The organism is uncultured Bacillus sp. (genome assembly GCF_958411575.1).
Classification (GTDB): Bacteria; Bacillota; Bacilli; order Bacillales; family Bacillaceae; genus Bacillus; species Bacillus spizizenii.
In genome coordinates this window covers 288,691-315,046 of sequence record NZ_CATYRA010000004.1, presented here as the reverse complement: position 1 = coordinate 315,046, position 26,356 = coordinate 288,691, and the positions used below count along the sequence as shown (strand labels likewise).

Sequence of the window (26,356 nt, the reverse complement as noted above, 5' to 3'; positions counted from 1 at the left end):
CCGTTTTCAAACTAGAAGGTGTTTTTTATTTGTCTCATATTATGGGGTCAGTCCCTATAATCAAGGCTGTTTTTATGCGTTATTTATCCTTCACGCGTTTGATTTCAATGTCTTTCAAAAGATCCATGACAACATGTCCGCCCATAATCAAACCGGCCACTGACGGCACAAAAGCATTAGAGGACGGCGGCATTTTTGCTTTACGGATTTCCGCTTCGTCATTCCCCACTTCTTTTCTGACGTCTTCCCGAATGACAATCGGGCTTTCGTCAGAGAAAATCACTTGAACGCCCTTTTTGATGCCCTCTTTGCGTAATCTCGTACGGACGACCTTCGCAATTGGATCAGTGTGCGTTTTTGAAATATCAGCGATTTGGAAGCGTGTCGGATCCGTTTTATTTGCGGCACCCATGCTGGAGATGAGCGGAATATCCCGTTTCAAACATTCTTTCATTAAATGGATTTTGTAATGGATAGTGTCTGACGCATCAATGACATAGTCAAGATTATATTCAAAAAATTGCTCATACGTTTCTTCCGTATAGAACATTTTTAACGCGATCACTTCACACTCAGGGTTAATGTCTGCGATCCGCGCTTTCATTAAATCAACTTTCGGCTGTCCGACAGTTGAAAGAAGCGCGTGAAGCTGACGGTTTACATTTGTAATGTCCACATCATCTTTGTCGACAAGCAGAATGCGGCCGACGCCTGACCGCGCGAGAGCTTCCGCTGCGAACGATCCGACTCCGCCGACCCCAAGCACAGCAACCGTGCTGTTTTTCAGCGTTTCAAGGCCTTCTTTTCCGATAGCTAATTCATTGCGTGAAAACTGGTGTAACAAGAACCTCACTCCACATTCGTATTCTGGGTTTCATCTATAACATGGCTGATCCATGAGCAGCCGTTTTTTCTGCGCACAAAAAATAAAGTCCCAATAGTGCCGTTGCAGCTTTCCTTTGTTTTGAACCCGCTCTCAGCAGGTGGGTGCCCTCTTTTAAATCTTGTAAGTCCTCTTTACCGAATGAAAAGAGGCATGTACGCCATTTAAAAATGCGGGCTCCCAAATCAAAAAAATGTTCGGTCAAAACTAGGTGTACAACTAACACATCAGGACTTTATTTAACTTGTCAAAATCATATCACAGACGATTTTGATTTTCAAGAATCGAACTGCTCATTCAGTTCTTAACTTTTTTCTTGATTGAAAGATGAAGCTCATCAAGCTGGGCGTCGCTTACTTCCCCTGGCGCTTCTGTCATCAGGCAGCTTGCGCTTGCGGTTTTCGGGAATGCGATCGTATCTCTTAGGTTCGTACGTCCTGCGAGAAGCATGACGAGACGGTCTAAGCCGAGCGCGATTCCGCCATGCGGAGGAGCACCGTATTCAAATGCTTCCAGTAAGAATCCGAACTGCTCAGCTGCTTCTTCTTGTGAGAAGCCGAGAAGCGCAAACATTTTTTCCTGAATATCCTTTTCGAAAATACGAATCGAACCGCCGCCAAGCTCATAGCCGTTTAAGACGAGGTCATAGGCTTGTGCTTTCATGTCTTCAGGCGCTGTTTCAATCAACTCAAGGTCTTCACGGACAGGCATTGTGAACGGATGGTGGGCTGCGTAAAAACGGCCTTCCTCCGGATCATGCTCTAAGAGCGGCCAGTCGATGACCCATAAGAAATTGAACAGGTTTTCGTCAATCAGCCCTCGTTCTTTCCCGAGTTTTAAGCGCAGGGCGCCGAGTGATGCGGCTACAACTTCGAATTTATCCGCTCCGAACAGCAGCAAATCACCTTCAGCAGCATCAAGTGCTTCAATCAGCTTAGACTGCTTTTCTTCATCAAAGAATTTGGCGATCGGGCCTTTCACTCCGTCTGCCTCAACTTTCACCCAGGCAAGTCCTTTCGCCCCGTAGTTAGCTGCAAAAGCGCCAAGAGCGTCGATGTCTTTTCTGGAGTAATCGCCAGCTCCGCCTTTTACATTGATGGCTTTTACCACACCGCCGTTTGCCACAGCTGATGAGAATACTTTAAATTCTGTGTCCTTCACAATGTCAGATACATCTGTCAAAAGCATGTCAAAACGCGTATCCGGTTTATCCGAACCATAACTGTTCATCGCCTCGTCATACGTCATACGAGGAAGAGGAAGCTTGAGTTCCACACCTTTTGTTTCACGCATAATCTTTGCCATCATATCCTCAGCCAATGACATAATGTCTTCCTGGCTCATAAAGGACATTTCAATATCGATCTGCGTAAACTCAGGCTGGCGGTCTGCACGCAAGTCTTCATCGCGGAAACAGCGGGCAATCTGATAATAGCGTTCAATGCCGGAAACCATCAGAAGCTGTTTAAATAGCTGCGGAGACTGAGGCAGCGCATAGAATTCACCTTCGTGCACACGGCTCGGCACCAAGTAGTCACGTGCGCCCTCAGGTGTGCTTTTTGTTAAAATCGGTGTTTCAATATCAAGGAACCCGTTATCATCTAAAAAGCTGCGGACAGCTTTCGTCACGTTATGTCGCATCTGCATCGTTTGAAACATAGCCGGTCTGCGCAAATCTAAGTAACGGTGTTTTAAACGGACGTCCTCTGATACGTCTTCAGCTTGATCAGAAATCGCAAACGGAGGTGTCTTTGCAGCACTTAATACGGTCACTCCATCGGCGTGAATTTCGATCGCGCCTGTTTTCAAATTCGTATTGACTGTGCCTTCTTCACGCGCCACCACTTTTCCTTGAATATCAAGCACGTATTCGTTTCTGATGCCTTCCGCAATAGCTAGTGCTTCTTTTGACACATCAGGGTTAAACACGACTTGAACAATTCCTGTACGGTCACGCAAGTCAATAAAAATCAATCCGCCGAGATCCCGTCTTTTTTGGACCCAGCCTTTTAGCGTTACAGATTCACCGATTGCTTTTTCAGTTATATCGCCGCAATAATATGTTCTTCCAAACAATACATTCCACTCCTTATCCCTTTTGGTTTGCCTTCATCACATGTATAAATTCATCAAGTGCCACTTCAATCTGTTCGCCCGTCTGTGCATCCTTAACATTGATTTTATTTTGGGCCAGCTCATCTTCACCCAAAATCGCAATAAATCTGGCATTCAGGCGGTCAGCTGTTTTAAACTGGCCTTTCATTTTCTTATTTTCATAATCGATTTCGCTGGAAATGCCTGCTTCTCTCAGTTTGTACACCAATGAAACAGAATAATCCTTGGCTTTTTCGCCGAGTGTGACGATATAGCAGTCGATTCCCTGATCAACAGGCAGCTCTCTTTTTTCAGCATCAATTGCGGCAAGCAGGCGTTCAATGCTCATCGCAAATCCGATGCCCGGCGCTTCAGGACCGCCGATTTGTTCGACAAGTCCGTCGTAGCGTCCGCCGCCGGCAAGTGTCGTAATCGCGCCAAAGCCCTCCGCATTGCTCATAATTTCAAATGCGGTATGGTTGTAATAATCCAGCCCTCTCACAAGGTTAGGGTCAATTTCATACGAAATGCCAAGATCGTTTAAGTATTGTTTCACTTTCTCAAAATAAGCGGCTGATTCTTCATTTAAATATGTCAGAATTGAAGGTGCCGTTTTCATCAGCTCATGATCGCGATCTTTTTTGCAGTCCAAGATTCTGAGCGGGTTTGTGTGCAGCCGTGACTGGCAGTCTGAACAAAACTCTTCAATGCGAGGCTCAAAATGTTTTACGAGCGCTTCTCTGTAGCTTTTGCGGCTTTCTTGGTCGCCGAGGCTGTTTATGACAAGCTTAACGTTTTGCAAACCTGCTTTTTGATAAATACTCATCGCAAGCGCCATTACTTCGGCATCGATTGCAGGGTCTTTCGAGCCGATCGCTTCAATTCCAAACTGATAAAACTGGCGGTAGCGGCCCGTCTGCGGACGTTCGTAACGGAACATCGGTCCGACATAATAAAGCTTTGTCGGCTGTACAGGATTTGCGAATAGCTTGTTTTCATTAAAAGCACGAACCGCGGCTGCTGTTCCCTCTGGCCGAAGCGTCAGGCTTCTGCCTTTTCGGTCCTGAAAGGTATACATTTCTTTTTGCACGATATCCGTCGATTCACCGACACCTCTGGCAAACAGTTCTGTATGCTCAAAAATCGGTGTGCGAATTTCTTTATATTGATAAGTGCGGCAAGTGTCTCTCATAATTTGTTCAACAAACTGCCAGCGATCTGATTCTCCAGGCAGAATATCCTGTGTTCCTCTAGGAATGCTATATCCCATATGTAGACCTCCTTATGTATTCCTTATAAAATATACAATGATCGTTCATGATGAAAATGAAAAAAACTCTCGTCCCTACTATACATGTATAGTAGGGACGAGAGTTATACCCGTGGTGCCACCCTAGTTGGAATATGTTCATATTCCCGCTCGATCCTTTAACGCAGGTTCACGTTCACTGCCTAATGACGGGATTAACGCGTTCAGCAGGAAACCTCCGGAGTGTTGTTTCGAGAAAGACGCAATGGGATCCGCTTTCAGCCTGGGGCGGTTCCTCTCTAGCCATGCAATCTGACCTACTCTTCTCCATTATTGGTTCAAATCTTTCATCATTTGCTATGTACTCAATTTCTATTATAATAATGGGATTGGGGTTCTCTGTCAAGCTTTATTCCGGTTGTTTTTCCTCATCGCTGCTTCTTTAGACATAAGACCAAATTCAGATGCTGTTTCAGTAAGATAACCGGTCGTTTCGGGATCTGCGTGATCGCTGTAATGCAGATTTGCTTCACCGTCGTGAAATGCACGTCCCATTTTTGGATGATATTTCATGATTTGCACACCTTTTTGATTGTATTTATGCCTAGTATAAACAAATCATTTTATTTTTATTTAAAAATCAGAAAGGACTTTACGATAATAAGCAAGAATGCTTTTTTAATGATCATCAGAAAGGAGGACACAATGAGCAAGAAATACTTTGTTCTTATTGTATCTATTATTTTCGCGGGGGCGCTTTTCCCGCCACTTTCCTCCGTTACAGCCGCTCAAGGAGAAGCGGTCATTGCAACAGATGAAATGAACGTCAGAAGCGGTCCGGGGCTTAGCTACGGGATTACAGCGGAAGCGAAAAAAGGAGAGCGCTATCCGATTTTAAAGGAAGATGGAGACTGGGTGCAGATACAACTTGGTTCCGGAGAAAAAGGATGGGTGGTCTCCTGGCTTATTACAAAGGAAGACCAAGCCGGCACAAGCTCCTCGGAAAGCAGTGATACTGTAACATCAACAGACCCCGATCTGCGGATGAGAACCGGACCGGGCACTTCATACGAAGTCATCGGCAAATTCCCGCAAGGCAGCCAAGCGTCTGTCATTGATAAAGATTCGGGATGGATCAAGATATCCTATCAAAATGCCACCGGATGGGTTTCATCTGAATATGTTACATCAGGCCGCAGCAGTTCAGCGTCTTCAAAGAGTGCCCAAACCGAATCTTCCGGTGCTTCAACGGGCACGGTCGGTGTATCTTCACTAAATGTAAGAGCCTCCGCCTCACATGACGCAGCGATTATAACGAAACTCGATCGTGGAATGAAGCTTACGGTTCTCAACGAGAAAAACGGCTGGGCTCACATCGAGGTGAATGGGCTGAAAGGCTGGGTTGCAAGCCATTACCTTTTAACTAGTTCTGATCCAGCTGAAAGTTCGGCTAATGCCGGCAGTTCATCCCCCGCTAAAAAAGCCTATATTGTATACGGAGGAACGAATGTAAGAAGTGATGCATCTACATCAGCTTCGATCGTTGAACGTGCTGCCAAAGGCGATTCGTTCACCATTACAGGTTCAAAGGGCAGCTGGTATGAGATTAAGCTTGATAACGGGCAGACTGGTTATGTAGCCAATTGGGTGGTCCAAACGTCTAAAAGCGCAGAAGAAGCAGGTGAATCCCCTGTCTCTGATTCCCCGTCCGGAAACGGTTCTCTGAACAATAAAACGATTATTGTTGACCCGGGACACGGAGGAAAAGACAGCGGAACAATCGGCTATTCGGGTAAATTCGAGAAAAACCTGACGATCAAAACGGCAAAACTGCTCGCCAGCAAACTCAGATCAGCTGGAGCCGATGTGTATGTGACACGCCAGGATGATACCTTTGTCAGCTTACAGTCACGTGTCTCTACGTCTCACTATCGCAACGCTGACGCATTTATCAGCATTCACTATGACAGCTATGCGGATACTTCCACGAGAGGCAGCACTGCTTACTACTACAGTCCTGCCAAAGATGAGGAACTGGCATCAGATGTACACTCTGAAGTGGTGAAGCGTTCTTCCATTCCTGACCGCGGCGTATTATTCGGAGATTATTATGTGCTTCGGGAAAATAGACAGCCCGCTATGCTGTATGAGCTGGGATATGTAAGCCATCCGCAGGAAGAAGCCATTGTACATAGCAATTCATACCAAGAAAAAGTTACAGACGGGATTGAAAGCGGACTAGAGAAATATTTCCAATAAAAAAAGCTGCCTTTTGGCAGCTTTTTATTTTGAATCCATAATGAGCGTGACGGGTCCGGAGTTTGTAAGCTGAACATCCATCATCGCTCCAAACGTTCCGGTCTCGACTTTGATTCCTTTTTCGCGAAGCAGGTCGTTCCATTTTTCATAAAGACCTAAAGCTTTATCAGGTTTGGCGGCGTTCATGTAGTTCGGACGGCGCCCTTTTCTCGTATCTCCGTAAAGCGTAAACTGTGAGACAGATAAAATCTCTCCTCCTATATCTAAAAGAGACAGATTCATTTTTCCTTCACTGTCATCGAAAATACGAAGATGTACAACTTTATCGGCTAAATAAGCTGCATCCTCTTCTGTATCATCGTGAGTGATGCCGACCAGCACCATGATGCCTTGTCCAATTTGGCCGACGACCTCTTCATCCACTGTAACGCTTGCTTCTGTTACTCGCTGAACAACTAATTTCATTTTCTAACCCCTTTAGTTCATGACGCGGCGCACAGAATAGATATCTCTAATCTGTTTAATACGCTCGACGACTTTGTGCAAGTGATTAATGTTCTGAATAAAAATCGCCATATGAATGGTTGCCACTTTATTGCGATCCGATTTGCCAGAAACAGATGAAATATTTGTTTTCGTTTCATTTACAGCCTGAAGCACCTCGTTCAGCAATCCGCGGCGGTCATATCCAAGAATCTCTATCTCAACATTGTATTCCTTGCGCTTTTGAACCTGTGACTCATGTTCCCACTCTACCGGGATCAGCCGCTCCTGGGCTTCATTCGTTTTGACATTCGGACAGTCTTCACGATGGACCGAAACCCCTCTGCCTTTTGTGATAAATCCGACAATATCGTCACCCGGTACAGGATTACAGCATTTTGATAAACGGACAAGAAGATTGTCGATGCCCTTGACACGAACGCCCGCTTCCCGTTTTCTGCCCTGCGGATATGGTTTAGGTTCCGCATTGACTTCTTGAACGATCTTTTCCTGCTCTTCCTGATCGCGCTGCTTTCTCTCTTTTTCCGTCAGGCGGTTTGCCACCTGTAAGGCTGTAATGCCGTTGTAGCCGACCGCTGCGTACATATCCTCTTCATTTGAGAAATTAAACTTGTCAGCAACCTTCTGGATATTTTCCGGCGTTAAGACATCCTTCACTTCAAAATCCAAATTTTTAATTTCTTTTTCGACCAGTTCACGGCCTTTTTCGACATTTTCTTCGCGCCGCTGTTTCTTAAAGAATTGACGGATCTTATGCTTCGCCTGGGATGTTTGGGCAAGCTTCACCCAATCCTGGCTCGGACCGTAGGAATGCTTAGAAGTGAGAATTTCAACGATATCACCTGTCCGAAGCTTATGGTCCAGCGTTACCATTTTTCCGTTTACTTTGGCACCGATTGTTTTATTGCCGATTTCCGAGTGAATCCGGTAAGAAAAATCAATCGGAACAGAACCGGACGGAAGCTCGATTACATCTCCTTTCGGCGTAAAAACATACACCATGTCAGAAAACAAATCGATTTTGAGCGATTCCATAAATTCTTCTGCATCTGTTGATTCATTTTGGAATTCCAAAATTTCACGGAACCAAGAAAGCTTTTTCTCAAAGGTTGCGCCTTCATTGGCCGCTTTCCCTTCTTTATAAGCCCAGTGAGCCGCAACCCCGTATTCCGCAATTTCATGCATTTCAAAGGTGCGGATCTGCACTTCCAGCGGATCGCCTTTAGGCCCGATAACCGTTGTATGAAGCGATTGATACATATTCGGCTTCGGCATTGCGATATAATCTTTGAATCTGCCGGGCATCGGCTTCCAGCATGTGTGAATGATGCCGAGCACCGCGTAGCAGTCCTTTATGCTATTCACAAGAATGCGGACAGCCAGCAAATCGTAAATTTCGTTGAATTGCTTATTTTGCAGCACCATTTTTCGATAGATGCTGTAAATATGTTTCGGACGTCCCGAGAAGTCAGCCTTGATGTTCACTTCTTCGACACGTTTCTTCACTTCATTGACAACCTCATCGACATAAAGCTCACGTTCTGCGCGTTTTTTCTTCATGAGGTTGACAATTCTGTAATATTGCTGAGGATTCAAATAACGGAGCGCCGTATCTTCCAATTCCCACTTAATTTTTGAAATCCCGAGACGATGCGCCAATGGAGCAAAAATCTCCAGTGTTTCATTGGAAATTCTCCGCTGTTTTTCCTGAGGCAGATGTTTCAGCGTCCGCATATTGTGGAGACGATCGGCCAGCTTGATCAGTATGACCCGGATATCTTGAGCCATAGCGACAAACATTTTGCGATGATTTTCCGCCTGTTGTTCCTCTTGAGATTTATATTTAATTTTACCGAGTTTCGTTACGCCGTCCACAAGCATTGCCACTTCTTCGGAAAATGCTTCTTTCAGGTCATCGAGCGTCACATCTGTATCTTCCACGACATCGTGCAGAAATCCCCCCGCGATTGTGGAAGGGTCCATTTCAAGATCAACGAGAATCCCCGCAACCTGAATCGGATGAATAATATATGGCTCGCCCGATTTGCGGTATTGCTCGCGATGAGCATCTTCAGCGTACAGATATGCTTTTTCGACAAATGCGATATGCTCATCAGATAGATAGCTACGCGCTTTATCTATAACTTGCTCGGCAGTCAATACTTGTTCGTTCGCCATGGAATCACCTTTTTTAGAATGTAAACTGTATTGTAGTTTATTATCAAGAAAAAAACGAAAGATGTAAAGAGCAGAAGTTCAAATAGCCAAATATTATATAAAATAATTGCAAAACAATAGGAAAAAAGCACCCTGACATGGAGTGCTTTTTTCGTTATGCGATTACCTTTAGTATTTCATCAATGTTAATATGTCATAATCTTCAAGCTTCTTTCTGCCGTCAAGGTAAGAAAGCTCGATTAAGAAAGCGATACCAGCAACAATGCCGCCAAGCTCTTCAACAAGTTTGATTGTTGCTTCAATTGTGCCGCCTGTCGCAAGCAAGTCATCTGTAATAAGCACACGCTGACCCGGTTTAATCGCATCTTTGTGGATCGTTAATACGTCTTTTCCGTATTCCAAGCCATAGTCCACTTTGATCACTTCACGAGGCAATTTGCCTTCTTTGCGGACCGGCGCAAAACCTACGCCAAGCGCGTAAGCAACGGGACAGCCGATAATAAAGCCGCGCGCTTCAGGGCCGACGACCAAATCAATTTGCTTTTCTTTCGCATATTCAACAATTTGGTCTGTGGCATAGCGGTATACGTCGCCTTTATCCATCAATGTCGTAATATCTTTAAATTGCACGCCCTCTTTCGGGTAATCCGGTACAATTGTTACGTATTGTTTTAAATCCATCTGTTTTATGTCCTCCTCGTACTTTCATAAGCCTCTGAATCTTGTTTCATCAGCTTATTCAGCCATTCCTTCAGCTCTTCAGCAGAAGAATAATTCAGCTTTTGATCCAGTTCCATCAGCTGCTGTTTCGCCTGATATGTTTGTGAGTCTGTTAAGTCGCGTTTCTTTACTCCGCTAACCACAGACAGCACACCATTCTCTATTTTAACAAAACCTAGATCAAAAAACACCTTTGTCATGAAATTGATTGTTTCAACGGACCAGCCTTTATGTCTCGCAAGCTCTGAACCGTGTTTTTTTACGTCAAAAGCGCCTCTTTTCAGCAAGAACGCATAATACCACTTAAAGTGGTCCCTTGCAGGAAATGTTGATAAAAAGTGGTCCTCTTGATTGAGAAAAATGAAATATATCCGCTCAGGCGCCTTGCCTTCCAGCAAACGTGCGAGCATGTCCAACGAAGGCGGCGGATCCAGCAATACAATATATGCACCATCAAGGTCAAACGCCTTCGCTTGATCTTCAGAGCTGATGACGTGCACTTCACGGCGAAGGTCTTCAGTCTGAAGAAGTGTTGTTGAGTCTTCTTTGAAAGAGACAATGGCCCGTTTAGCAGATGGAAGGACGGAAACTGTGTCTTCCCACATCCGTTTTCCCCTTAAATCAAACAGCTGCCATTCAGAAACAGCGGCATCCTTAATCATTAGCTGCGGTTTTTTTCTATTGTTCCATTCGTTGATAGACATCTCACCGACAATTGAAATTCTTGAACCCGGGACAATGCCTTCTTCGAGCTCACCTTTATTAAAACCGACGCAATCAAGCTGAGACGACTCGTTTCTGACCGTCATTTTCACATGATTTTTATTAGCGCCGATCTTGCGGACATCTTCCAGCACAGCGTTTTCTACGAGAACGTGCGGTTTTGGGTTCAGCATGCCAAATGGGGACAGCAGGTTCATTTCTGTGATGCTTTCAACTGTAATGTCCTCGACACCGCAGACAAGATCGACTTCCTGTACAGGAATAAAATCTTCTTCCGTAAGCGTGTTGTCTGCTATTTCATTCAGCCTGTTCCGCAAATCCGGCACATCTTCGGCATTCAGCGTCATCCCCGCAGCCATTGGGTGGCCCCCGAAATGAGGAAGAATATCTCTGCACTCTGAAAGGCTCTCGAATAAGTTAAAGCCTCTAATGCTTCGGGCCGAGCCTTTAGCGATCCCTTTTTCTTCATCAATGCCAAGCACAATGGCCGGACGGTAGAAACGGTCCACAAGCTTTGAAGCCACAATCCCCACAACTCCTGGATTCCACCCGGATTTGGCCACGACGATTGCAGTTTGATCGAGACCTTGCTGCTCAACCATTTCAATCGCTTCATCCGTCATTTTACTGACCATTTTTTGGCGCTCTTTGTTCAGCTGGTCAATTTCAGCGGCAAGCTCTTCCGCTTCAAACGAATCCTCTGACATGAGCAAATGAACAGCGGGATCCGCTTGTTCGATTCGTCCGACGGCATTCAGCCTTGGTGCTATCTGGAACCCGACAGTTTCTTCGTTCGCTTCTCCGATGTCTCCGCCTGACAGCTTGACCAGCTCTTTTAAGCCCAGTCGATTCGTCCGACGAAGCCTTTCAAGTCCTAGTGTTGCAATTAATCTATTTTCGTCATGCAACGGGACAAGATCGGCAATGGTGCCGATTGCCGCCAAGTCAAGCAGTTCATCCGGGAGTTCGCCCAATAAAGCGTGGGCGAGCTTAAACGCGACCCCAACTCCGGCAAGTTCTTTAAACGGGTAGGTGCAGCCAGGCTGCTTCGGGTGGACGATCGCATGGACATTCGGAAGCTCCGGTCCCGGCTCATGGTGATCGGTAATAATGACATCCAGCCCAAGTTCCTTTGCCACCTTCGCTTCATGTACAGCGGCAATCCCTGTATCAACTGTAATAATCAGAGAGAAGCCCCGTTCTTTAATCGAACGAAACGCCTGTTCATTAGGGCCATATCCTTCTTTAAAGCGGTCAGGTATATAAAAATCAACTTGAGCCGACAGCTTTTGCAGTGTGTGAAGCATCACTGACGTACTGGTAACCCCATCGGCGTCATAATCGCCATATATCATAATCTGTTCTTGTTGTGAAATCGCTTGTTTTATACGATCAACCGCTTCTTTCATGCCCTTCATTTCGAAAGGATCATAAAAATCGGCATCCTTTGTATGTAAAAACAGCCTTGCGCTTTCTGCCGTATCAAAGCCTCTTTTTACAAGCAGGGACGCAACAAGAGGTGTTATATGCAATTGTTCTGTGAGTGATTTGACCTTATCCTGATCTGGTCGCTGGATTTCCCATCGCATTTTTGACGCTAACATAAATTCACCCCTCAACCACCCTATTATACTAGAGCAGGCTGAGGGGTTTCAAATATTATTCGAAAACTAGTCTTTTTTCTCAAGTCCGGTTGATGCATCCTGCATGTCGTTCTGTTCAGCATACAGTGTATCTTCTTGTTTATGTATCGTCTCTTGTGCTGTTTTGTTTTCTTTCCGCAACGCTTTTATTTCCCGCTTTAATTTCATCACCTGAAAAATGCCGGCAGAAAATACGATCAGCGCGCCCATTAAAACTGAGCCTAAAATGACAAGAATGAGCGGCCACTCCGATCTGCCAAACAGGTAATCAACTTCTACGGATCTTACATTAATGACTGCAAAAATAGCGACAATTAAGGTAAAAATAAGTGCGAAAATGATTGTCCATTGTTTATTCATTTTCTATCCCCCAAAGTTTATTTACCTGAGGTAACTTTCCCTGTCAGAACTGATTTTAAACATGACTTGACGTCGTTCAAGCCTCTTTTGCGGTTAATTTTTCCCGGATTAGTCTCTTCAGTCCGTTTCCATCACCGGACATCACAAGTGTATCACCTTCATCAATGACTGTTTCAGATCCCGGATTTAGTTGTTTATCCTGGTTCTTCTTAATAATCGCGATGACCGTCACATGATACTCCTGCCTCGCATCCAAATCACCAATTGTATGATGAATGGCAGGCGCGCCCGTCTCTGCTTTACACCACTCTATGATTAAATCATCAAGAGCTGCCTCGACCCTTTCTAATACTTTCGGTTTATATGCCATTCCGCCGAGAATTGCAGAAATCTGCCTCGCTTCAGCGTCATCAAACTGCACGGAGGCAACACATTCTTCATGATCATTTTCATCAAAATAGTACAGCTCCCTCCGGCCGTCATGATGAATGATAATTGAAATTTTATCGCGATTTCTAGTAATGATCTCAACTTTATGCCCTATGCCCGGCAGCTGCGATTCGCGAACCTTCATAATATAAACCCTCCTACATATCTGAAAACCAGTCACAAACACGCTTAATACCATTTATATGTGTAAATGTAAGTGTATGTCATTATAGCAAATGTCTATTTTAAGTTCAACGAAACTTCAAAAAACAGGCTGCCCTGCAAAGGACAGCCTGAATTTTTTATTGCACCGAATCTTTTTTCAGTTCTTTTCCTTTCCATACAAGCCAAATTTGTGCGGCAATGTAGAGAGAGGAATAAACGCCTGTTAACAGTCCAACCAATAAAGCGACTGAGAAGTTTGTAATCGAAGATGCTCCAAAGATGAGCAGTGTCACTACAACAATCACGACAGTTAATACAGTATTAATTGAACGTGTAAAGGTTTGCTGCAGACTCAGGTTTACAATATGGTTGAGGTCGGCAAATGTTTTCGGCTTGCGCTTCTTCATATGCTCGCGAATCCTATCAAAGGTAACGATTGTATCGTTAATCGAATACCCGATAATCGTCAGTATAGCAGCGATGAACGTAACATCTACCTCCAGCCTAGTAATACTGAAAACCGTGACAATAAAGAATGCGTCATATAGCAGTGAAGCTATCGCGGCGATCGCCATTCTATATTCGAATCGGATCGAAACGTAAATAATGATTCCAATAGAAGCTATAGCAAGTGCGTACAGAGCATTTCTCGCCAGCTCTTTACCGACTGTCGGTGAAACTGTGCTGACATTTGGCTCTGTCCCGTATTTGTCTTTAAAGTGCGTTTTTACTTTGGCAATCGTCTCTTTATCTGGCACTCCAACAAAACGGGCAACACCGATATTTTTCTTTTCGCCTGACAGAACAATGGTGTCAGGGTCCATGCCAAGGGATTCAAAATCTTTCTCCACCTGCTCTGTTGTCAGCTTATGGTCACTTTGGACTTCAATCCGTGCACCGCTCGCAAAGTCAATTCCCAGATTCAATTTAAACACAAGCAGGATAATAATCCCAGCAATTGTGATTGCACTCGAGATGATAAAGAAATATTTGCGTTTGCTCGTGAAGTCCCATTTTTGGAACGGCGTATGCGGCTCTGTATTTTCATCTGTATCCTGAATATTCATAATGTATTTCTTGTTGACGCCGAACCAGCCTTTTTTCCGATCAAGCCATCTGCTTTCCACAAGGAGAGCAAGGAGAAATCTTGATAAGAAAACGGCAGTGATAAAGCTTGTCAAAATCGACAGAATCAGCATCGTCGCAAACCCTTTTACAGAGCTTGTCCCAAAGATGAAGAGCACAACGGCCGCAATAATCGTTGTAACATTCGCATCAAGAATCGTCGCGAATGACCGTCTGTTTCCTGAACGAAAGGCAGAGCGAACTGACTTTCCTAGCTTGAGCTCTTCTTTAATCCGCTCATAGGTGATGATGTTGGCATCGACAGCCATCCCGACACCTAAAATGAGGGCGGCAATTCCCGGAAGCGTGAGCACAGCATTCATCCAGTCAAAGACCTGGAGTGTAATATAGATATAAACCGATAGTGTAATTACCGCAATAAATCCCGGCAGGCGGTAATAGAAAAGCATAAATAAGAAAATAATTGCGATACCGACAATACCGGCAAACACCGTCTCATGGAGCGCCTGCTGGCCGAATTGTGCACCTACTGATGTTGAATATTTTTCAGTCAGTTTCACAGGAAGCGCGCCGGCGTTTAAAATGCTGGCTAAATCTTTTGCTTCTTGAACAGTAAACTGTCCTTCAATTGTAACGTCTGTTGTGTTCAATTCCTGACTTACATTTGGAGCTGATACATATTTAGGATGTTCTTTTTGAACTTCTTTTTTAAAGGAGTCCCCTTTTTCGTAATCCATCCAAATGACAAGCTGGTTATTTGGCGCCATTTTCATGACCTTTTTGGTCACTTCGCCGAATTTATCAGCATCCTTCAATTTAATGCTGACAATCGGTTCATTTGTTTTGGCGTCATATGTTTGTTTAGCCCCGTTTTCGACGAGGTCAGAGCCATTCAGCAATTCCTTATCATTTGTATCTCTGAAAGAAAGCTGCGCTTCAGTGGCTAAGATTTCACGCGCTCTGTTTTGGTTTGTCACCCCAGCGAGCTGAACGCGAATCCGGTCATTTCCTTCAATTTGGATGTTCGGTTCGCTGACACCGAGAACATTGGCCCTGCGGTTCAATGCCTCTACTGTGCTGACCAGAACGTCTTTTGTGATTTTGTCACCTTTTTTTACGGGCTGTACATCATACAGCACCTCAAATCCGCCTTGCAAATCCAATCCTAATGTAATATTGTTCGCGGCGGGCTTCGTAAAGTAGCCCAAGCCCGTGCCGATCAATAAAACGAAAAGGAAAAACGCAATCAAGCGTCCTTTTTTCATTATGTATATCCTCCCTTAAACCTGTGCGAATCAACCTGCTATCTCAGCAGTTCTTCCAATGCTTCCTGGCCTTCTTCACTGCCCAGCCAATTAGACGTTTTAAATGACTCAACAGTTGCATAGTTCATAAATTCGCCAATTTTTACTGATAAAATATCGCTCGTCATTTCATAAATGTGCAGTTCCGTTTTCTTTTTCCACTTCTTACCTGTTAAGTATGACCACAAACTTTCGAGTTCAACATCATCATACCCGAGAATCTTAAACTCTTCCAGTTTGCTGTAAAGAAACGGCCTGACGTGGTCTTTATATAGATCAGCAGGATGCTTCTCCATGTATTTCCACGCTCCTTTTTTATTGTTTTTCAAGAAGACTTGTCATGCTTGGACGATATATACGCATATCTTTATTGTATATGATTACAGGTAGTTTGAGAAGGCAGGGGGTAAAAATGGCGAAACAGACGTTTTTAAGGGGCACTCTTATTCTTATCGCAGCAGGAATGGTTACAAGAATGCTCGGGTTTGTCAACCGGGTGGTTATCGCCCGTTTTATCGGTGAAGAAGGAGTCGGGCTTTACATGATGGCGGCGCCTACCTTCTTCTTGGCCACTACATTAACTCAATTCGGTCTGCCGGTCGCGATCAGCAAGCTTGTCGCTGAAGCCAGCGCGCGCGGAGACCATCAAAAAACAAAAAATATTTTAGTCATGTCTCTGACCATCACAGGAGTGCTCAGCCTGATTTTCACACCGCTGTTTCTGTTTTTCGCCCCGGTTATGGCTGAAACGATGCTGACAGATAAAAGAACACTGTATCCGCTTCTGGCCATTACGCCGGTTGTGCCGATTATCGCCATATCAAGTGTGCTGAGGGGATACTTTCAAGGAAAACAGAATATGAACCCGCTTGCTGTGTCCCAAGTCCTTGAACAGGTCGTCCGCATTTCACTCGTCGCTGTCTGTACGACGATTTTTCTCCCTTACGGAATTGAATACGCCGCAGCGGGGGCAATGCTATCCTCGGTCGCAGGGGAGCTGGCGTCACTTCTGTATTTATTTGTTTGTTTTAAATATAAAAAGACAATTAAAATCAGAAAGCACTTTTTCCAGTCGATTAAAAACGGAAAACAAACATTTTCCCAATTAATGAGCGTGTCCCTTCCGACGACCGGAAGCCGCTTTATCGGCAATCTCTCTTGGTTTTTCGAGCCGATTGTCGTCGCTCAAAGCCTTGCTATCGCCGGTGTGGCGACAGTTGCCGCTACAAAGCAATACGGGGAGCTGACCGGCTTTGCCATGACCCTGCTGACTCTGCCCAGCTTTATTACATATTCTTTATCGACCGCGCTTGTTCCTGCGATCAGTGAAGGAATGGAGCAGAAAAAATTGCAGGTGGTGGAATACCGCTTGGAACAGGCCATGCGTCTGTGTCTGCTTAGCGGAGGCATTTCAGTTGTCATTTTATTTGTATTTGCGGATGAGCTGATGAAGGTGATGTACGGTTCCTCTGGCGCAGCTGTATTTATAAAAGTGATGGCCCCGTTTTTTCTGCTTTATTATTTCCAGGGTCCTCTTCAAGCTGTGCTGCAGGCGCTTAATTTAGCAGGGGCTGCGATGATGAACAGCTTAATCGGAGCGCTTGTCAAAACCGGTCTTATTTTTGCCCTCGCCACTAGGCCGTCTCTCGGCATTATGGGCGCGGCATTAGCCATTGTGACAGGCATGGTGCTCGTCACGCTTTTGCACGCGGCGACCGTAAGCAAGGTGCTGCCGATCAGTATCAAAATCAAGGAGTACGCGCTCAGCTTCGCTGTTATTGTAATTTGCGGATTCACCAGCTCCGCCATCAAACAATATGTAAGCTTTGGATCGTCCGAGGCTGTGAATGTCGCCGGATGGATTGCGATAAGTGCTGCCATCTATATCATCCTCCTGCTCGTTTTCCGTTTAATTAAAAAAGATGAGCTTCGCCGCATTCCTATTATCGGACGTCTGATCGTCCGCTAAAGGTCATGTGCGGTGCCCATCTTTTTCATCTATAAATAACTCACCGTCAGTAAACGAGCAAAATGAAATATCTGAAGGATTTGCATGTCCGTGTTTTCTTAGTGATTCAAGCAACCACTGTTTGTCTTTGTCAATTCTGGACAGGTTTTCTGTTTGAATAGAGCCGTCTATAATAAGCGGCATTTCGAGCTGCCGATGCTCTCCGCTGTTTTCTTTCTTTACAACAGTCAGTTTGCCTGACGGCTCTAAAATAGCAAATGATACATCAGTTACTCTGTCGATATTATTTTCTCTGAGCTGAACCATTAAATCATCAAAATTATAACGCTGTGATTTCATGGCGTCTTCGTCAATTTTCCCATATTTAATAATAATGGTCGGCTTTCCGTCAAGAAGCTGGCGGACTTTTCGGTTTTTTAAAGAAAAGTATGCCAAAGTCACTTGGATGATCATTAATACAAGCATTGGCAAAATGGTATGAAATAGATGATCTTCTACGTTTTCTATGGCTAAAACGGCAATTTCAGCCATCATGATAAAGACAACGAGATCTAAAATGCTAAGCTCCCCGATCTCCCGTTTGCCCATGAAACGAAAAATGACCAATATCACAAAATACAATATGACTGTGCGAAACGTAATAGTGAGAAGCTCTTCCATCATGCACCTCCAACTCATTATAGGTTGCAACAAAACGAACAATTTATGTAAGGAAAACCGATCGTATTTCATAAAGCTTTTACGTCTAATTCATGGGATAGGGGAATACATTTTTACAAAGACGAGCCACCAGCATGTCTGGCGGCTTTGTTCAAAAAGAACAGAAGCCTTTTAATACAGGCAGAGAGGAGACATTCATGGAGGAAACGAAACAAGTTGGAAAAGGCATTCTTTACGGCTTAATCGCCATTTTCTCAGCCATGCTCCTGACGAGTTTAGCCGTTTCACTTTTACTGACGGCAACCTCGCTGGAAGAGTCATCATTTAACTGGCTGATTACCGCCATCTCATTTCTTTCTTTGTTCATCGGCGGGTTCATTTCTGGCGGTAAAGGGAAGGAAAGAGGCTGGATGATCGGGGCATTGACTGCCTTAAGCTTTTCTCTGATTATTTTATTGTTTCAGTATTTAGGATTCGGAAAGACATTTACAGCGGAACAGCTGCTCTTCCATCTTGGATTTTTAGGGGTGTGCATGCTGGGCGGGATTTTCGGCGTGAACATGAGGGGAAACAGATCTTCCACATAAAAAAGAGCGGGCTCACTCACCCGCTCTTTTTTGTTTGCTATGTATAGCTCCTGCTGTTATTCAGCAGCAGAAACTTCTCTGATCGCGCGGCGGTCGAACGTAAGACGTGTGTTTTCACCAGTCTTAATTACGACTTTGCTTTCGTCGATAGAGTCAACAGTACCGTGCAATCCCCCGATTGTCACTACTGAATCGCCTTTTTTCAGTTCCTCCTGCATTCGGCGTACTGCCTTTTGCTGTTTTTGCTGAGGACGAATCAGCAAGAAGTAAAGGACCGCAAACATTAAAATAATAGGAACCAATGTACCTAAAGTGCCTGTCATGATTTTCACCCCTTTCTGTAAGCTTGTTTTTCATTTTTATTTAGAAGCTTTTCGCATTTGGCTTGTTGTAGCCGTAACGCTCAAAGAACTCTTCTCGGAAATCACCCAGACGATCCTCGCGAATAGCCTGTCTTACCTGCTCCATTAAGTGTAACAGAAAATGAAGGTTATGGTAAGTTGTTAATCGAAGGCCGAATGTCTCATTGCAGCGGATCAAGTGTCTGATATACGCGCGAGTATAGTTTTTACATGTATAGCAACCGCACTCTTCATCAATCGGACGGAAGTCTCTTTCAAATTTCGCATTTTTCATATTGAGACGGCCTTCAGCTGTAAACACAGTGCCGTTTCTTGCAATCCGGGTAGGCAGCACACAGTCAAACATGTCGACCCCGCGGATCGCTCCGTCGATCAGCGCGTCCGGAGAACCGACGCCCATCAGATATCTCGGTTTATCCTTCGGCAAAAGCGGTGTTGTAAACTCGAGCACACGGTTCATGACATCCTTCGGTTCACCGACAGATAATCCGCCTATAGCATATCCCGGGAAATCAAGAGAAATCAAGTCCTTCGCGCTTTGTGTGCGCAGATCTTCATATTCTCCGCCTTGTACAATACCAAACAGCCCCTGTTCATCCTGACGGTTGTGGGCATTCAGGCAGCGTTCCGCCCAGCGGCTTGTCCGTTCAACTGACCGCTTCATATAATCGTACTCTGCCGGATATGGCGGGCATTCGTCAAACGCCATCATAATATCAGAGCCGAGTGTGTTTTGGATCTCCATCGCTTTTTCCGGAGATAAAAACAGCTTGTCTCCATTTAAATGATTGCGGAAATGAACGCCCTCTTCCTCTATATTACGAAACTTGCTTAGAGAAAAGACCTGAAAACCGCCTGAATCTGTTAAAATCGCGCGGTCCCAGTTCATAAATTTATGGAGCCCGCCCGCTTCTTTGACAATATCGTGACCCGGGCGGAGCCATAGGTGATAAGTGTTGCTTAAAATAATGCCCGCATCCATTGCTTTCAGCTCTTCAGGTGACATCGTTTTGACTGTCGCCAGTGTGCCAACCGGCATAAAAACTGGTGTTTCAAAGGAGCCGTGTGGAGTATGCACTATGCCCAGCCGCGCTCCTGTTTGTTTACATTCTTTTATAAATTCATAGCGTATTGGTTGTTCAGCCACTTTTGATGAGGCCTCCTGTTCTTAAATTATAAAATCAGCATCGCGTCTCCGAAGCTGAAGAAACGGTATTCCTCTTCCACCGCATGATTATAAGCGCGCAGAACGTTTTCTCTACCAGCAAGCGCGCTCACCAGCATAATCAATGACGATTTCGGCAAATGGAAGTTTGTAATCATTCCGTCAATGGCTTTAAATTCATAGCCCGGATATATAAAAATAGATGTCCAGCCGCTTGAAGCTTTAAATTGCCCGTCATGTTCCCCGGCAATCGTTTCAAGCGTGCGTGTCGATGTCGTGCCGACGGAAATAATCCGGCCGCCATTTTCCCTTACTTTGTTTAAGGCTGCAGCCGTTTCTTCTGACATTTGATAAAACTCCGCATGCATATTATGCTCTTCAACATCATCGGCACTCACAGGGCGAAACGTTCCAAGGCCTACGTGCAGAGTGATGAACTCGATTTGCACACCTTTGTCTTTCAATTGCTGCAAGATTTCTTCCGTGAAGTGAAGGCCTGCAGTAGGCGCGGCCGCAGAGCCGATTTCTTTAGAATACACGGTCTGGTAGCGCTCTCTGTCATCAAGCTGTTCTTTAATATATGGCGGGAGCGGCATCTCTCCAAGGGATTCCAGCACTTCGTAGAAAATACCGTCATACTGGAATTCCATTCTTCTGCCGCCATGCTCAAGCTCTTCCGTGCAGACAGCCTTCAACCTTCCGTCTCCAAATGTCACAACGGTTCCTTTTTTTACTCGTTTCGCCGGTTTGGCAAGTGTTTCCCACCTGTCACCAGCTTCCTGTTTCAGCAAAAGCAGTTCCACTTTCGCGCCGGTATCCTCTTTTGTGCCGAATAACCGTGCAGGCAGCACACGGGTATTGTTCAGTACAAGACAATCTCCTTCTTTAAAGAAGCTGATAATGTGTTTAAACGAGCTGTCAGTCAGCTCTCCTGTATGTTTATCAAGCACCATCAGCCTTGAAGCATCACGCTGCTCCAACGGCACTTGTGCAATTAAACGTTCCGGTAATTCAAAATCAAATAAATCGACTTTCATGATAATTTCACCTTTATTCTAGTCTTTTGTTATTTCATTCTGCCGAAAAGATTAAGCAAAATTGATAATACCACACTTATGATGATACAAGTGACAACCGGGAAGAAAAACGTGACATTTCCTTTTTTCACAAAAATATCTCCCGGCATCTTGCCGACAAAATGCAATACTGCTCCGATGATAAGCAAAACAGCTCCAAGAATCATAATGATCTTAGGGAATTCAGTCATATCGGGGAGCCTCCATTTGGAAATGATGATAAACGGCCGGTGTCACGATCCTTCCCCGCGGCGTTCTTTGAATAAATCCGATTTGCAGGAGGTACGGTTCGTACACGTCTTCAATCGTATGCGGTTCTTCGCCAATCGTGGCTGAAATGGTATCGAGACCCACCGGGCCGCCGTTAAATTTTTCGATCATGCCCATCAGCAGCTTGTGATCAATATGATCCAAACCGAGACGGTCAACCTGCAGCCGTTCCAGCGCATCCTGTGAAATCTCTTCCGTGATCCGGCTGTCACCCAGTACCTGAGCGAAATCCCGGACCCTTCTCAGCAGGCGGTTCGCTACGCGGGGCGTCCCTCTTGATCGCCTCGCGATTTCGAGAGCAGACGGTTTATCAATTTCAACTTCGAATACATCAGCAGTTCTTGTGACAATGTCCGCCAGCTCTTCTTGCGTATAGTACTCAAGGCGAGACATTACGCCGAATCGATCTCTTAACGGCGACGTCAAAAGCCCTACCCTCGTCGTTGCGCCTACCAGCGTAAAAGGAGGAAGATCGAGCCGGACCGAGCGGGCAGAAGGGCCTTTACCGATCACAATATCCAGACAAAAGTCTTCCATCGCAGGATATAGCACCTCTTCAATCGATCTATGAAGCCTATGTATTTCATCAATAAATAATACATCTCCCGGCTCCAGCGCCGTTAATATGGCAGCCAGATCACCAGGCCTTTCAATCGCAGGCCCAGATGTCGTACGCAATTCCACTCCCATTTCATTGGCAACGATGGAAGCAAGAGTTGTTTTCCCGAGTCCGGGCGGCCCGTACAGAAGAACATGATCAAGCGTCTCCTGTCTCATTTTTGCCGCATCTATAAACACTCGCAAATTTTCTTTCACCTTATGCTGCCCAATATACTGCGCCAAATTTTGCGGCCTCAGGCTTTGCTCTATCACTGATTCATGGTTGTCTGCTTCACTTGAGACGAGCCGTTCATCCATGAACATCACCTTACTTCAATAGTTTTTGTAATGCTTTTTTCACATATTGGTCTGTTGTGAGTCCAGTATCTTCTTTTAAGTGAGGAAGCACCTTTTTAATTTCTTTTTCAGCATATCCGAGAACCCTGAGGGCCTCTAGCGCTTCTTCGAGAGCTGTTTCTGCTGTTTGTTTTTCAAGCCTTTCTTCATGATTAAACAGATTTTCAATCATTTCAGGCACAACATCAGCGAGTTTTCCTTTTAAGTCAAGAATAATCTGGCGCGCGGTTTTCTTTCCTACACCAGGAAACTTGACCAAAAAGGCTTCATCTTCATTTTCAATCGCTTGGATTACCGCTCCCGGATCACCTGAGCCCAAGATGGCGAGTGCGCCTTTTGGACCGATTCCGGTCACGTTTAAAAGTTTTGTAAAGAGCGCCTTCTCCTCTCTTGTTGAAAAACCGTAGAGCGAAAAAGCATCCTCTCTGATATGATGGTACGTAAAAATCGTTTCTTGGTTTCTCTCCTTATATATAAACGGATTCGGCGTGAAAATCTGATAGCCAATGCCGCCGTTCTCTATCACAATATATTGGGGAGATACATAATCAATCGTGCCTTTAACAAATTCGATCACGCAAATTCACCTCTTTGACTGTTCTTCATTGTACCATAAAAACAGCCAAAGTCTTATAGAAAAGTTAACATACGTTCGCTTCTCTCTCATTCTCCCACGAAAAAAAAGACATGATTACATGTCTTCAATCAGCGGACGTTATCCGCTGTATGTCTTTATATGTTCTATGACATCCTCAAACTCCGCTTTTGTCCGAAATGGAATGCCTTTCAGCAGATTTTTTTGCATATGGCTTTCCAGCCTTTCTAGATCAATTTGAAAAAAAGACTGAATCGGTTCGGAAGCTGACTCAGGCCGACCATGAAAAGTGGAGATCACTCCATTGTCCGATACACCGATATACCCATTTACCTTACTGAGCGGAGAAATATCGTCCATTTGCTTCCTGAAGAGCACATATCCCTTTTTTTGTTCGACAAGCGTCCAGCCGGCATAGGCTGCCCAAAAATCATCCATAGAAAGCACTTTTTCACGTTTATGTTCAATGCTGACATCTCCGTCCAAGTACACTTTCTCAAGCTGCACATGCACCTGCAGCGGTTCATAGTGCTCCACTTCCGCCCCAAGCGCGCGGGGAGGAGCACCTATTAGAAATGCTACTACTGAGCAAAGAATGCCCAGCAAAAGATACGCCGTGCTGAATCGTTTCACCCTCTACACCTCTTTGCACACGTTTATGACTAGTTTGACCAAAGAGGCTACTGCTTAACCGTTTTCTCAAAATTTGTTTGCACGTTTTCTCTGACAAACCGTTCCTCCGTATACATATCGGCACTTTTCTCAGAAATCGTCAAGAATTGTGTCAGAAAAGCGCTGAAAAAATACAATAACGCAAAGATCCAAATAACCCCGCCTGCACCGAGCGGTCCAATGAAAAGACTTACGATGCCCGGCGCGATAAACGCACATAAACCAGATCCCAGATTCAACACTGACATGGCAGCACCTTTATTATCAGGTGCAAGCGTCGGCAAAAGCGCGCTTAATGGCACGTAGCCAGCCAATGCCGCACCGTAACAGCAAGCGATAATCATCAGCACCCAATACTGATGCCCGATCAACTGAGGCGTGTAATAAAGCGCCAGAGTAAAAATCCCGCACCCGACACCGCCAAACCACATCACGGTATTGCGCCAGCCAAGTTTATCTCCGACTGCACCGAAAATGAGATTAAACACAATATTCACAAAAAACAGCGTCCCCCATATTTGCAGCCATTCCGAAACGGAATACCCGTAACGCGCTAAATAAGTAGGGAGAAAGATGGCAAATCCGAATTGTCCTATAGCATTAATCGTCTTGACCACACCGCCGATGCCGACTTTAGGGTTTTCAAACATAATTGTAAATGCCTTCGACAGTTCTTTCCATTTCGGCTGATCTTGTTTTTGTACCGGTGTAAATTTATCTTTGTTAAAAAACAGGGCGAGGAATCCGCCTGCCGCCACAAACAGTAAAGCGCTCCAAAGCGTATTGATTTCTCCAAAGACCGGAACCGCATAGCTGGAATAGAACGGCCCGAGCACGTTAAGGCCGCACGTAAACATAAACCAAAACCAGCCGACGGCTTTTCCGAGAATATGATGAGAGGTGCTGTATGACACCCACACGAGAAAAGAGTATGCAAACAGCGGATATCCTAAGCCTCTAAGTGCATAGCTGCCTAAGAGTGCCGGATAATGCATATGAGGAATCGCCCAGCCGATAAAAGCGGCCGAACCGAGGATAAATGCAAGCAAGCCGACAGTCATCGTTTTTCTTGGCCCCCAAGTTTGGACAAACGTGCCTGAAAGCCAAGCCGAGATGGTGACAGCAATGCCGTACATGGTAAATAACGATGCGGATTGCTGCATGCTGAGACCATGATCAACGAGAAAAGGAGACAGCCAGCCTTGTTCGAGCCCGTCTCCAACCATAAAGATGACAACGCCAATATAACCCCAAACCATGTGAGAAGGAATTCCGATTTTATTCAAAACATTTCCTTTAGCATGTCCTGTATTCATTTTCTCCACCGCCTACTTTTTTTCTAAAGTATCAATGGAGGTTCTATACCCAAGCTTGCTGAATTGTAATCCCGTTTGGTCAAAATGCGACTTTTTTTCAGTATGCTCAATACTGACAGGCATGCCAAAAGCAAGCGATTGCTGTGCCGCTCTGGCGATCCGTTCCGCCTGAAAACCGTCATTGCCGGTGCAGGCAGTTTCCCGGTTTGTTTCGATCGCTTCTGCAAACCGAAGAATCTCCTCCTCATACGCATCCTTATAACGTTCAAGGAAAAAGAAATGCGGTTTATCCTTCATCACAAAATCAGCAGTTGACACTTCAACCGTCGTCGGCCTGCTGTTGTCCGCCGCTGCAGAGCCTTTCGTTCCGAAAACCTCGACCCGCTGGTCATATCCATACACAGCTTGGCGGCTGTTGTCAATCACAGCCATGGCACCGTTTTCAAAAGTCAGTGTAATGACAGCCGTATCAATATCGCCCAGCTCTGCAAAAGAGGGATTCACCAGAGCCGCCCCTTTTGCATACACTTCCGTCACTTCATTTCCCATAATATACCTGGCCATATCAAAATCATGGATCGACATATCCATAAACAAGCCGCCTGAAGTACGGACATAATCTATATTCGGGGGCTCTGGGTCCCGCGACGTGATTTTTAATAAATGAGGCGTACCGATTTCACCATTTTCAACAATTGTTTTGATTTTCTTAAAATGAGGATCAAAACGGCGGTTGAATCCGACTTGGAGTGCAACCCCGTGTTTCCGGACAGCCGCAAGCGCTTCTTTTGTTTCGTCGAGACAGAAACTGACGGGCTTCTCACAAAAAATATGCTTTTTTGCCTCGGCTGCTTCTCTTATCATCTGTGCATGTACGGCTGTCGGTGAGCAAATAAAAACAGCGTCAATATCCGGGTCATGTAATAACTCACGATAATCAGAGGTTATGTATTCAATCTGATGACTGTCGGCCCAGCTTTTTATACGGCTTACCTGAATATCAGAGACTGCTTTTATTTTCATATGAGGAATCCGGCGTATATTTTGAACATGAAGTTTGCCGATGCGCCCTGCACCGATAATCCCTGTCACAATCTGTTTTGTCATGGCTAGTTCCCCCTTGAATATTC

At 45.0% G+C, this 26,356-nt stretch carries 25 protein-coding genes, 1 other RNA gene and 1 other annotated feature; of the genes, 3 read left to right on the top strand and 23 right to left on the bottom strand.

Annotated elements, in window-relative coordinates:
* Positions 1–79 precede the first annotated feature (79 nt).
* The 5 genes from Q5C82_RS09345 to Q5C82_RS09325 form a co-directional block, all read right to left on the bottom strand.
* Positions 80–844 carry a ThiF family adenylyltransferase gene (locus Q5C82_RS09345; protein ID WP_003222707.1) on the bottom strand — a complete coding sequence of 255 codons (765 nt, stop codon included), beginning with the start codon at positions 842–844 and terminating at the stop codon, positions 80–82.
* Between the two features lie 83 nt (positions 845–927).
* Positions 928–1,120, bottom strand: a non-coding RNA gene (gene ssrS, locus Q5C82_RS09340) — 6S RNA.
* 60 nt (positions 1,121–1,180) lie between these two features.
* Positions 1,181–2,959: an aspartate--tRNA ligase gene (aspS, locus tag Q5C82_RS09335; RefSeq protein WP_003222706.1), complete on the bottom strand. Its 1,779-nt coding sequence runs from the start codon at positions 2,957–2,959 to the stop codon at positions 1,181–1,183.
* Positions 2,960–2,972: 13 nt separating this feature from the next.
* Complete coding sequence (hisS, locus tag Q5C82_RS09330; protein WP_003222705.1) at positions 2,973–4,247, bottom strand: histidine--tRNA ligase; 1,275 nt, start codon at positions 4,245–4,247, stop codon at positions 2,973–2,975.
* 90 nt (positions 4,248–4,337) lie between these two features.
* Positions 4,338–4,569 (bottom strand) — a binding site (T-box leader).
* A 59-nt stretch (positions 4,570–4,628) separates the two neighbouring features.
* Positions 4,629–4,799, bottom strand: a complete 171-nt coding sequence (locus Q5C82_RS09325) for a YrzK family protein (RefSeq protein WP_003222701.1) — start codon at positions 4,797–4,799, stop codon at positions 4,629–4,631.
* A 132-nt stretch (positions 4,800–4,931) separates the two neighbouring features.
* Here Q5C82_RS09325 and Q5C82_RS09320 point away from each other — a divergent pair, with 132 nt between their 5' ends.
* Positions 4,932–6,485, top strand: coding sequence for an SH3 domain-containing protein (locus tag Q5C82_RS09320; protein WP_003222700.1), 1,554 nt, complete (start codon positions 4,932–4,934; stop codon positions 6,483–6,485).
* 24 nt (positions 6,486–6,509) lie between these two features.
* On the opposite strand, the gene dtd is transcribed toward Q5C82_RS09320, so the two are convergent.
* The 8 genes from dtd to comN all read right to left on the bottom strand — a co-directional run bounded on the left by dtd (position 6,510) and on the right by comN (position 15,893).
* Positions 6,510–6,950 (bottom strand): D-aminoacyl-tRNA deacylase, encoded by a 441-nt coding sequence (gene dtd, locus Q5C82_RS09315; RefSeq protein WP_003222698.1) that lies wholly within the window; start codon positions 6,948–6,950, stop codon positions 6,510–6,512.
* A 12-nt stretch (positions 6,951–6,962) separates the two neighbouring features.
* Positions 6,963–9,167, bottom strand: a complete 2,205-nt coding sequence (gene relA / locus Q5C82_RS09310) for a GTP diphosphokinase (RefSeq protein WP_003222696.1) — start codon at positions 9,165–9,167, stop codon at positions 6,963–6,965.
* Positions 9,168–9,335: 168 nt separating this feature from the next.
* A complete protein-coding gene (locus Q5C82_RS09305; RefSeq protein ID WP_003222694.1) occupies positions 9,336–9,848 on the bottom strand; it encodes an adenine phosphoribosyltransferase in 513 nt (170 codons plus the stop codon).
* Between the two features lie 5 nt (positions 9,849–9,853).
* Complete coding sequence (gene recJ, locus Q5C82_RS09300) at positions 9,854–12,214, bottom strand: single-stranded-DNA-specific exonuclease RecJ (protein ID WP_003222692.1); 2,361 nt, start codon at positions 12,212–12,214, stop codon at positions 9,854–9,856.
* A 66-nt stretch (positions 12,215–12,280) separates the two neighbouring features.
* Entirely contained in the window at positions 12,281–12,613 is a 333-nt protein-coding gene (locus tag Q5C82_RS09295; RefSeq protein WP_003222691.1) for a lipopolysaccharide assembly LapA domain-containing protein, read from the bottom strand.
* A 76-nt stretch (positions 12,614–12,689) separates the two neighbouring features.
* The gene (locus Q5C82_RS09290; protein ID WP_003222688.1) at positions 12,690–13,187 is read right to left on the bottom strand and encodes a cation:proton antiporter regulatory subunit; all 498 of its coding nucleotides are present in this window, start codon (positions 13,185–13,187) and stop codon (positions 12,690–12,692) included.
* A gap of 157 nt (positions 13,188–13,344) precedes the next feature.
* Complete coding sequence (secDF, locus tag Q5C82_RS09285) at positions 13,345–15,558, bottom strand: protein translocase subunit SecDF (RefSeq protein ID WP_003222686.1); 2,214 nt, start codon at positions 15,556–15,558, stop codon at positions 13,345–13,347.
* A gap of 38 nt (positions 15,559–15,596) precedes the next feature.
* Entirely contained in the window at positions 15,597–15,893 is a 297-nt protein-coding gene (comN, locus tag Q5C82_RS09280; protein WP_003222684.1) for a post-transcriptional regulator ComN, read from the bottom strand.
* A 116-nt stretch (positions 15,894–16,009) separates the two neighbouring features.
* Here comN and spoVB point away from each other — a divergent pair, with 116 nt between their 5' ends.
* Positions 16,010–17,566 (top strand): stage V sporulation protein B, encoded by a 1,557-nt coding sequence (gene spoVB, locus Q5C82_RS09275; protein ID WP_003222683.1) that lies wholly within the window; start codon positions 16,010–16,012, stop codon positions 17,564–17,566.
* Between the two features lie 3 nt (positions 17,567–17,569).
* Here spoVB and Q5C82_RS09270 read toward each other — a convergent pair whose 3' ends face one another.
* Entirely contained in the window at positions 17,570–18,226 is a 657-nt protein-coding gene (locus tag Q5C82_RS09270; RefSeq protein WP_003222681.1) for a DUF421 domain-containing protein, read from the bottom strand.
* A 197-nt stretch (positions 18,227–18,423) separates the two neighbouring features.
* Here Q5C82_RS09270 and Q5C82_RS09265 point away from each other — a divergent pair, with 197 nt between their 5' ends.
* On the top strand, positions 18,424–18,813 hold the full coding sequence (locus tag Q5C82_RS09265; protein WP_032727405.1) for a TIGR04086 family membrane protein: 390 nt from the start codon (positions 18,424–18,426) through the stop codon (positions 18,811–18,813).
* Between the two features lie 56 nt (positions 18,814–18,869).
* Here the strand turns inward: Q5C82_RS09265 and yajC are convergent, their stop codons facing one another.
* The 9 genes from yajC to iolG all read right to left on the bottom strand — a co-directional run bounded on the left by yajC (position 18,870) and on the right by iolG (position 26,333).
* Complete coding sequence (gene yajC / locus Q5C82_RS09260) at positions 18,870–19,136, bottom strand: preprotein translocase subunit YajC (protein WP_003222677.1); 267 nt, start codon at positions 19,134–19,136, stop codon at positions 18,870–18,872.
* Positions 19,137–19,176: 40 nt separating this feature from the next.
* The gene (gene tgt / locus Q5C82_RS09255) at positions 19,177–20,322 is read right to left on the bottom strand and encodes a tRNA guanosine(34) transglycosylase Tgt (protein WP_003222675.1); all 1,146 of its coding nucleotides are present in this window, start codon (positions 20,320–20,322) and stop codon (positions 19,177–19,179) included.
* A 26-nt stretch (positions 20,323–20,348) separates the two neighbouring features.
* Positions 20,349–21,377, bottom strand: a complete 1,029-nt coding sequence (gene queA, locus Q5C82_RS09250) for a tRNA preQ1(34) S-adenosylmethionine ribosyltransferase-isomerase QueA (RefSeq protein ID WP_003222672.1) — start codon at positions 21,375–21,377, stop codon at positions 20,349–20,351.
* 29 nt (positions 21,378–21,406) lie between these two features.
* Positions 21,407–21,607, bottom strand: coding sequence for a DUF2905 domain-containing protein (locus Q5C82_RS09245; RefSeq protein ID WP_003222669.1), 201 nt, complete (start codon positions 21,605–21,607; stop codon positions 21,407–21,409).
* Positions 21,600–22,604: a Holliday junction branch migration DNA helicase RuvB gene (ruvB, locus tag Q5C82_RS09240; protein ID WP_003222667.1), complete on the bottom strand. Its 1,005-nt coding sequence runs from the start codon at positions 22,602–22,604 to the stop codon at positions 21,600–21,602. Before ruvB ends, Q5C82_RS09245 begins: the two co-directional genes overlap by 8 nt.
* Positions 22,605–22,614: 10 nt before the next feature.
* Entirely contained in the window at positions 22,615–23,220 is a 606-nt protein-coding gene (ruvA, locus tag Q5C82_RS09235; RefSeq protein WP_003222665.1) for a Holliday junction branch migration protein RuvA, read from the bottom strand.
* Between the two features lie 138 nt (positions 23,221–23,358).
* Positions 23,359–23,871, bottom strand: coding sequence for a sporulation cell-cell signaling protein BofC (bofC, locus tag Q5C82_RS09230; protein ID WP_003222663.1), 513 nt, complete (start codon positions 23,869–23,871; stop codon positions 23,359–23,361).
* A 47-nt stretch (positions 23,872–23,918) separates the two neighbouring features.
* Positions 23,919–25,226 (bottom strand): MFS transporter, encoded by a 1,308-nt coding sequence (locus Q5C82_RS09225; protein ID WP_003222660.1) that lies wholly within the window; start codon positions 25,224–25,226, stop codon positions 23,919–23,921.
* A 12-nt stretch (positions 25,227–25,238) separates the two neighbouring features.
* A complete protein-coding gene (gene iolG, locus Q5C82_RS09220; protein WP_003222657.1) occupies positions 25,239–26,333 on the bottom strand; it encodes an inositol 2-dehydrogenase in 1,095 nt (364 codons plus the stop codon).
* Positions 26,334–26,356 lie beyond the last annotated feature (23 nt).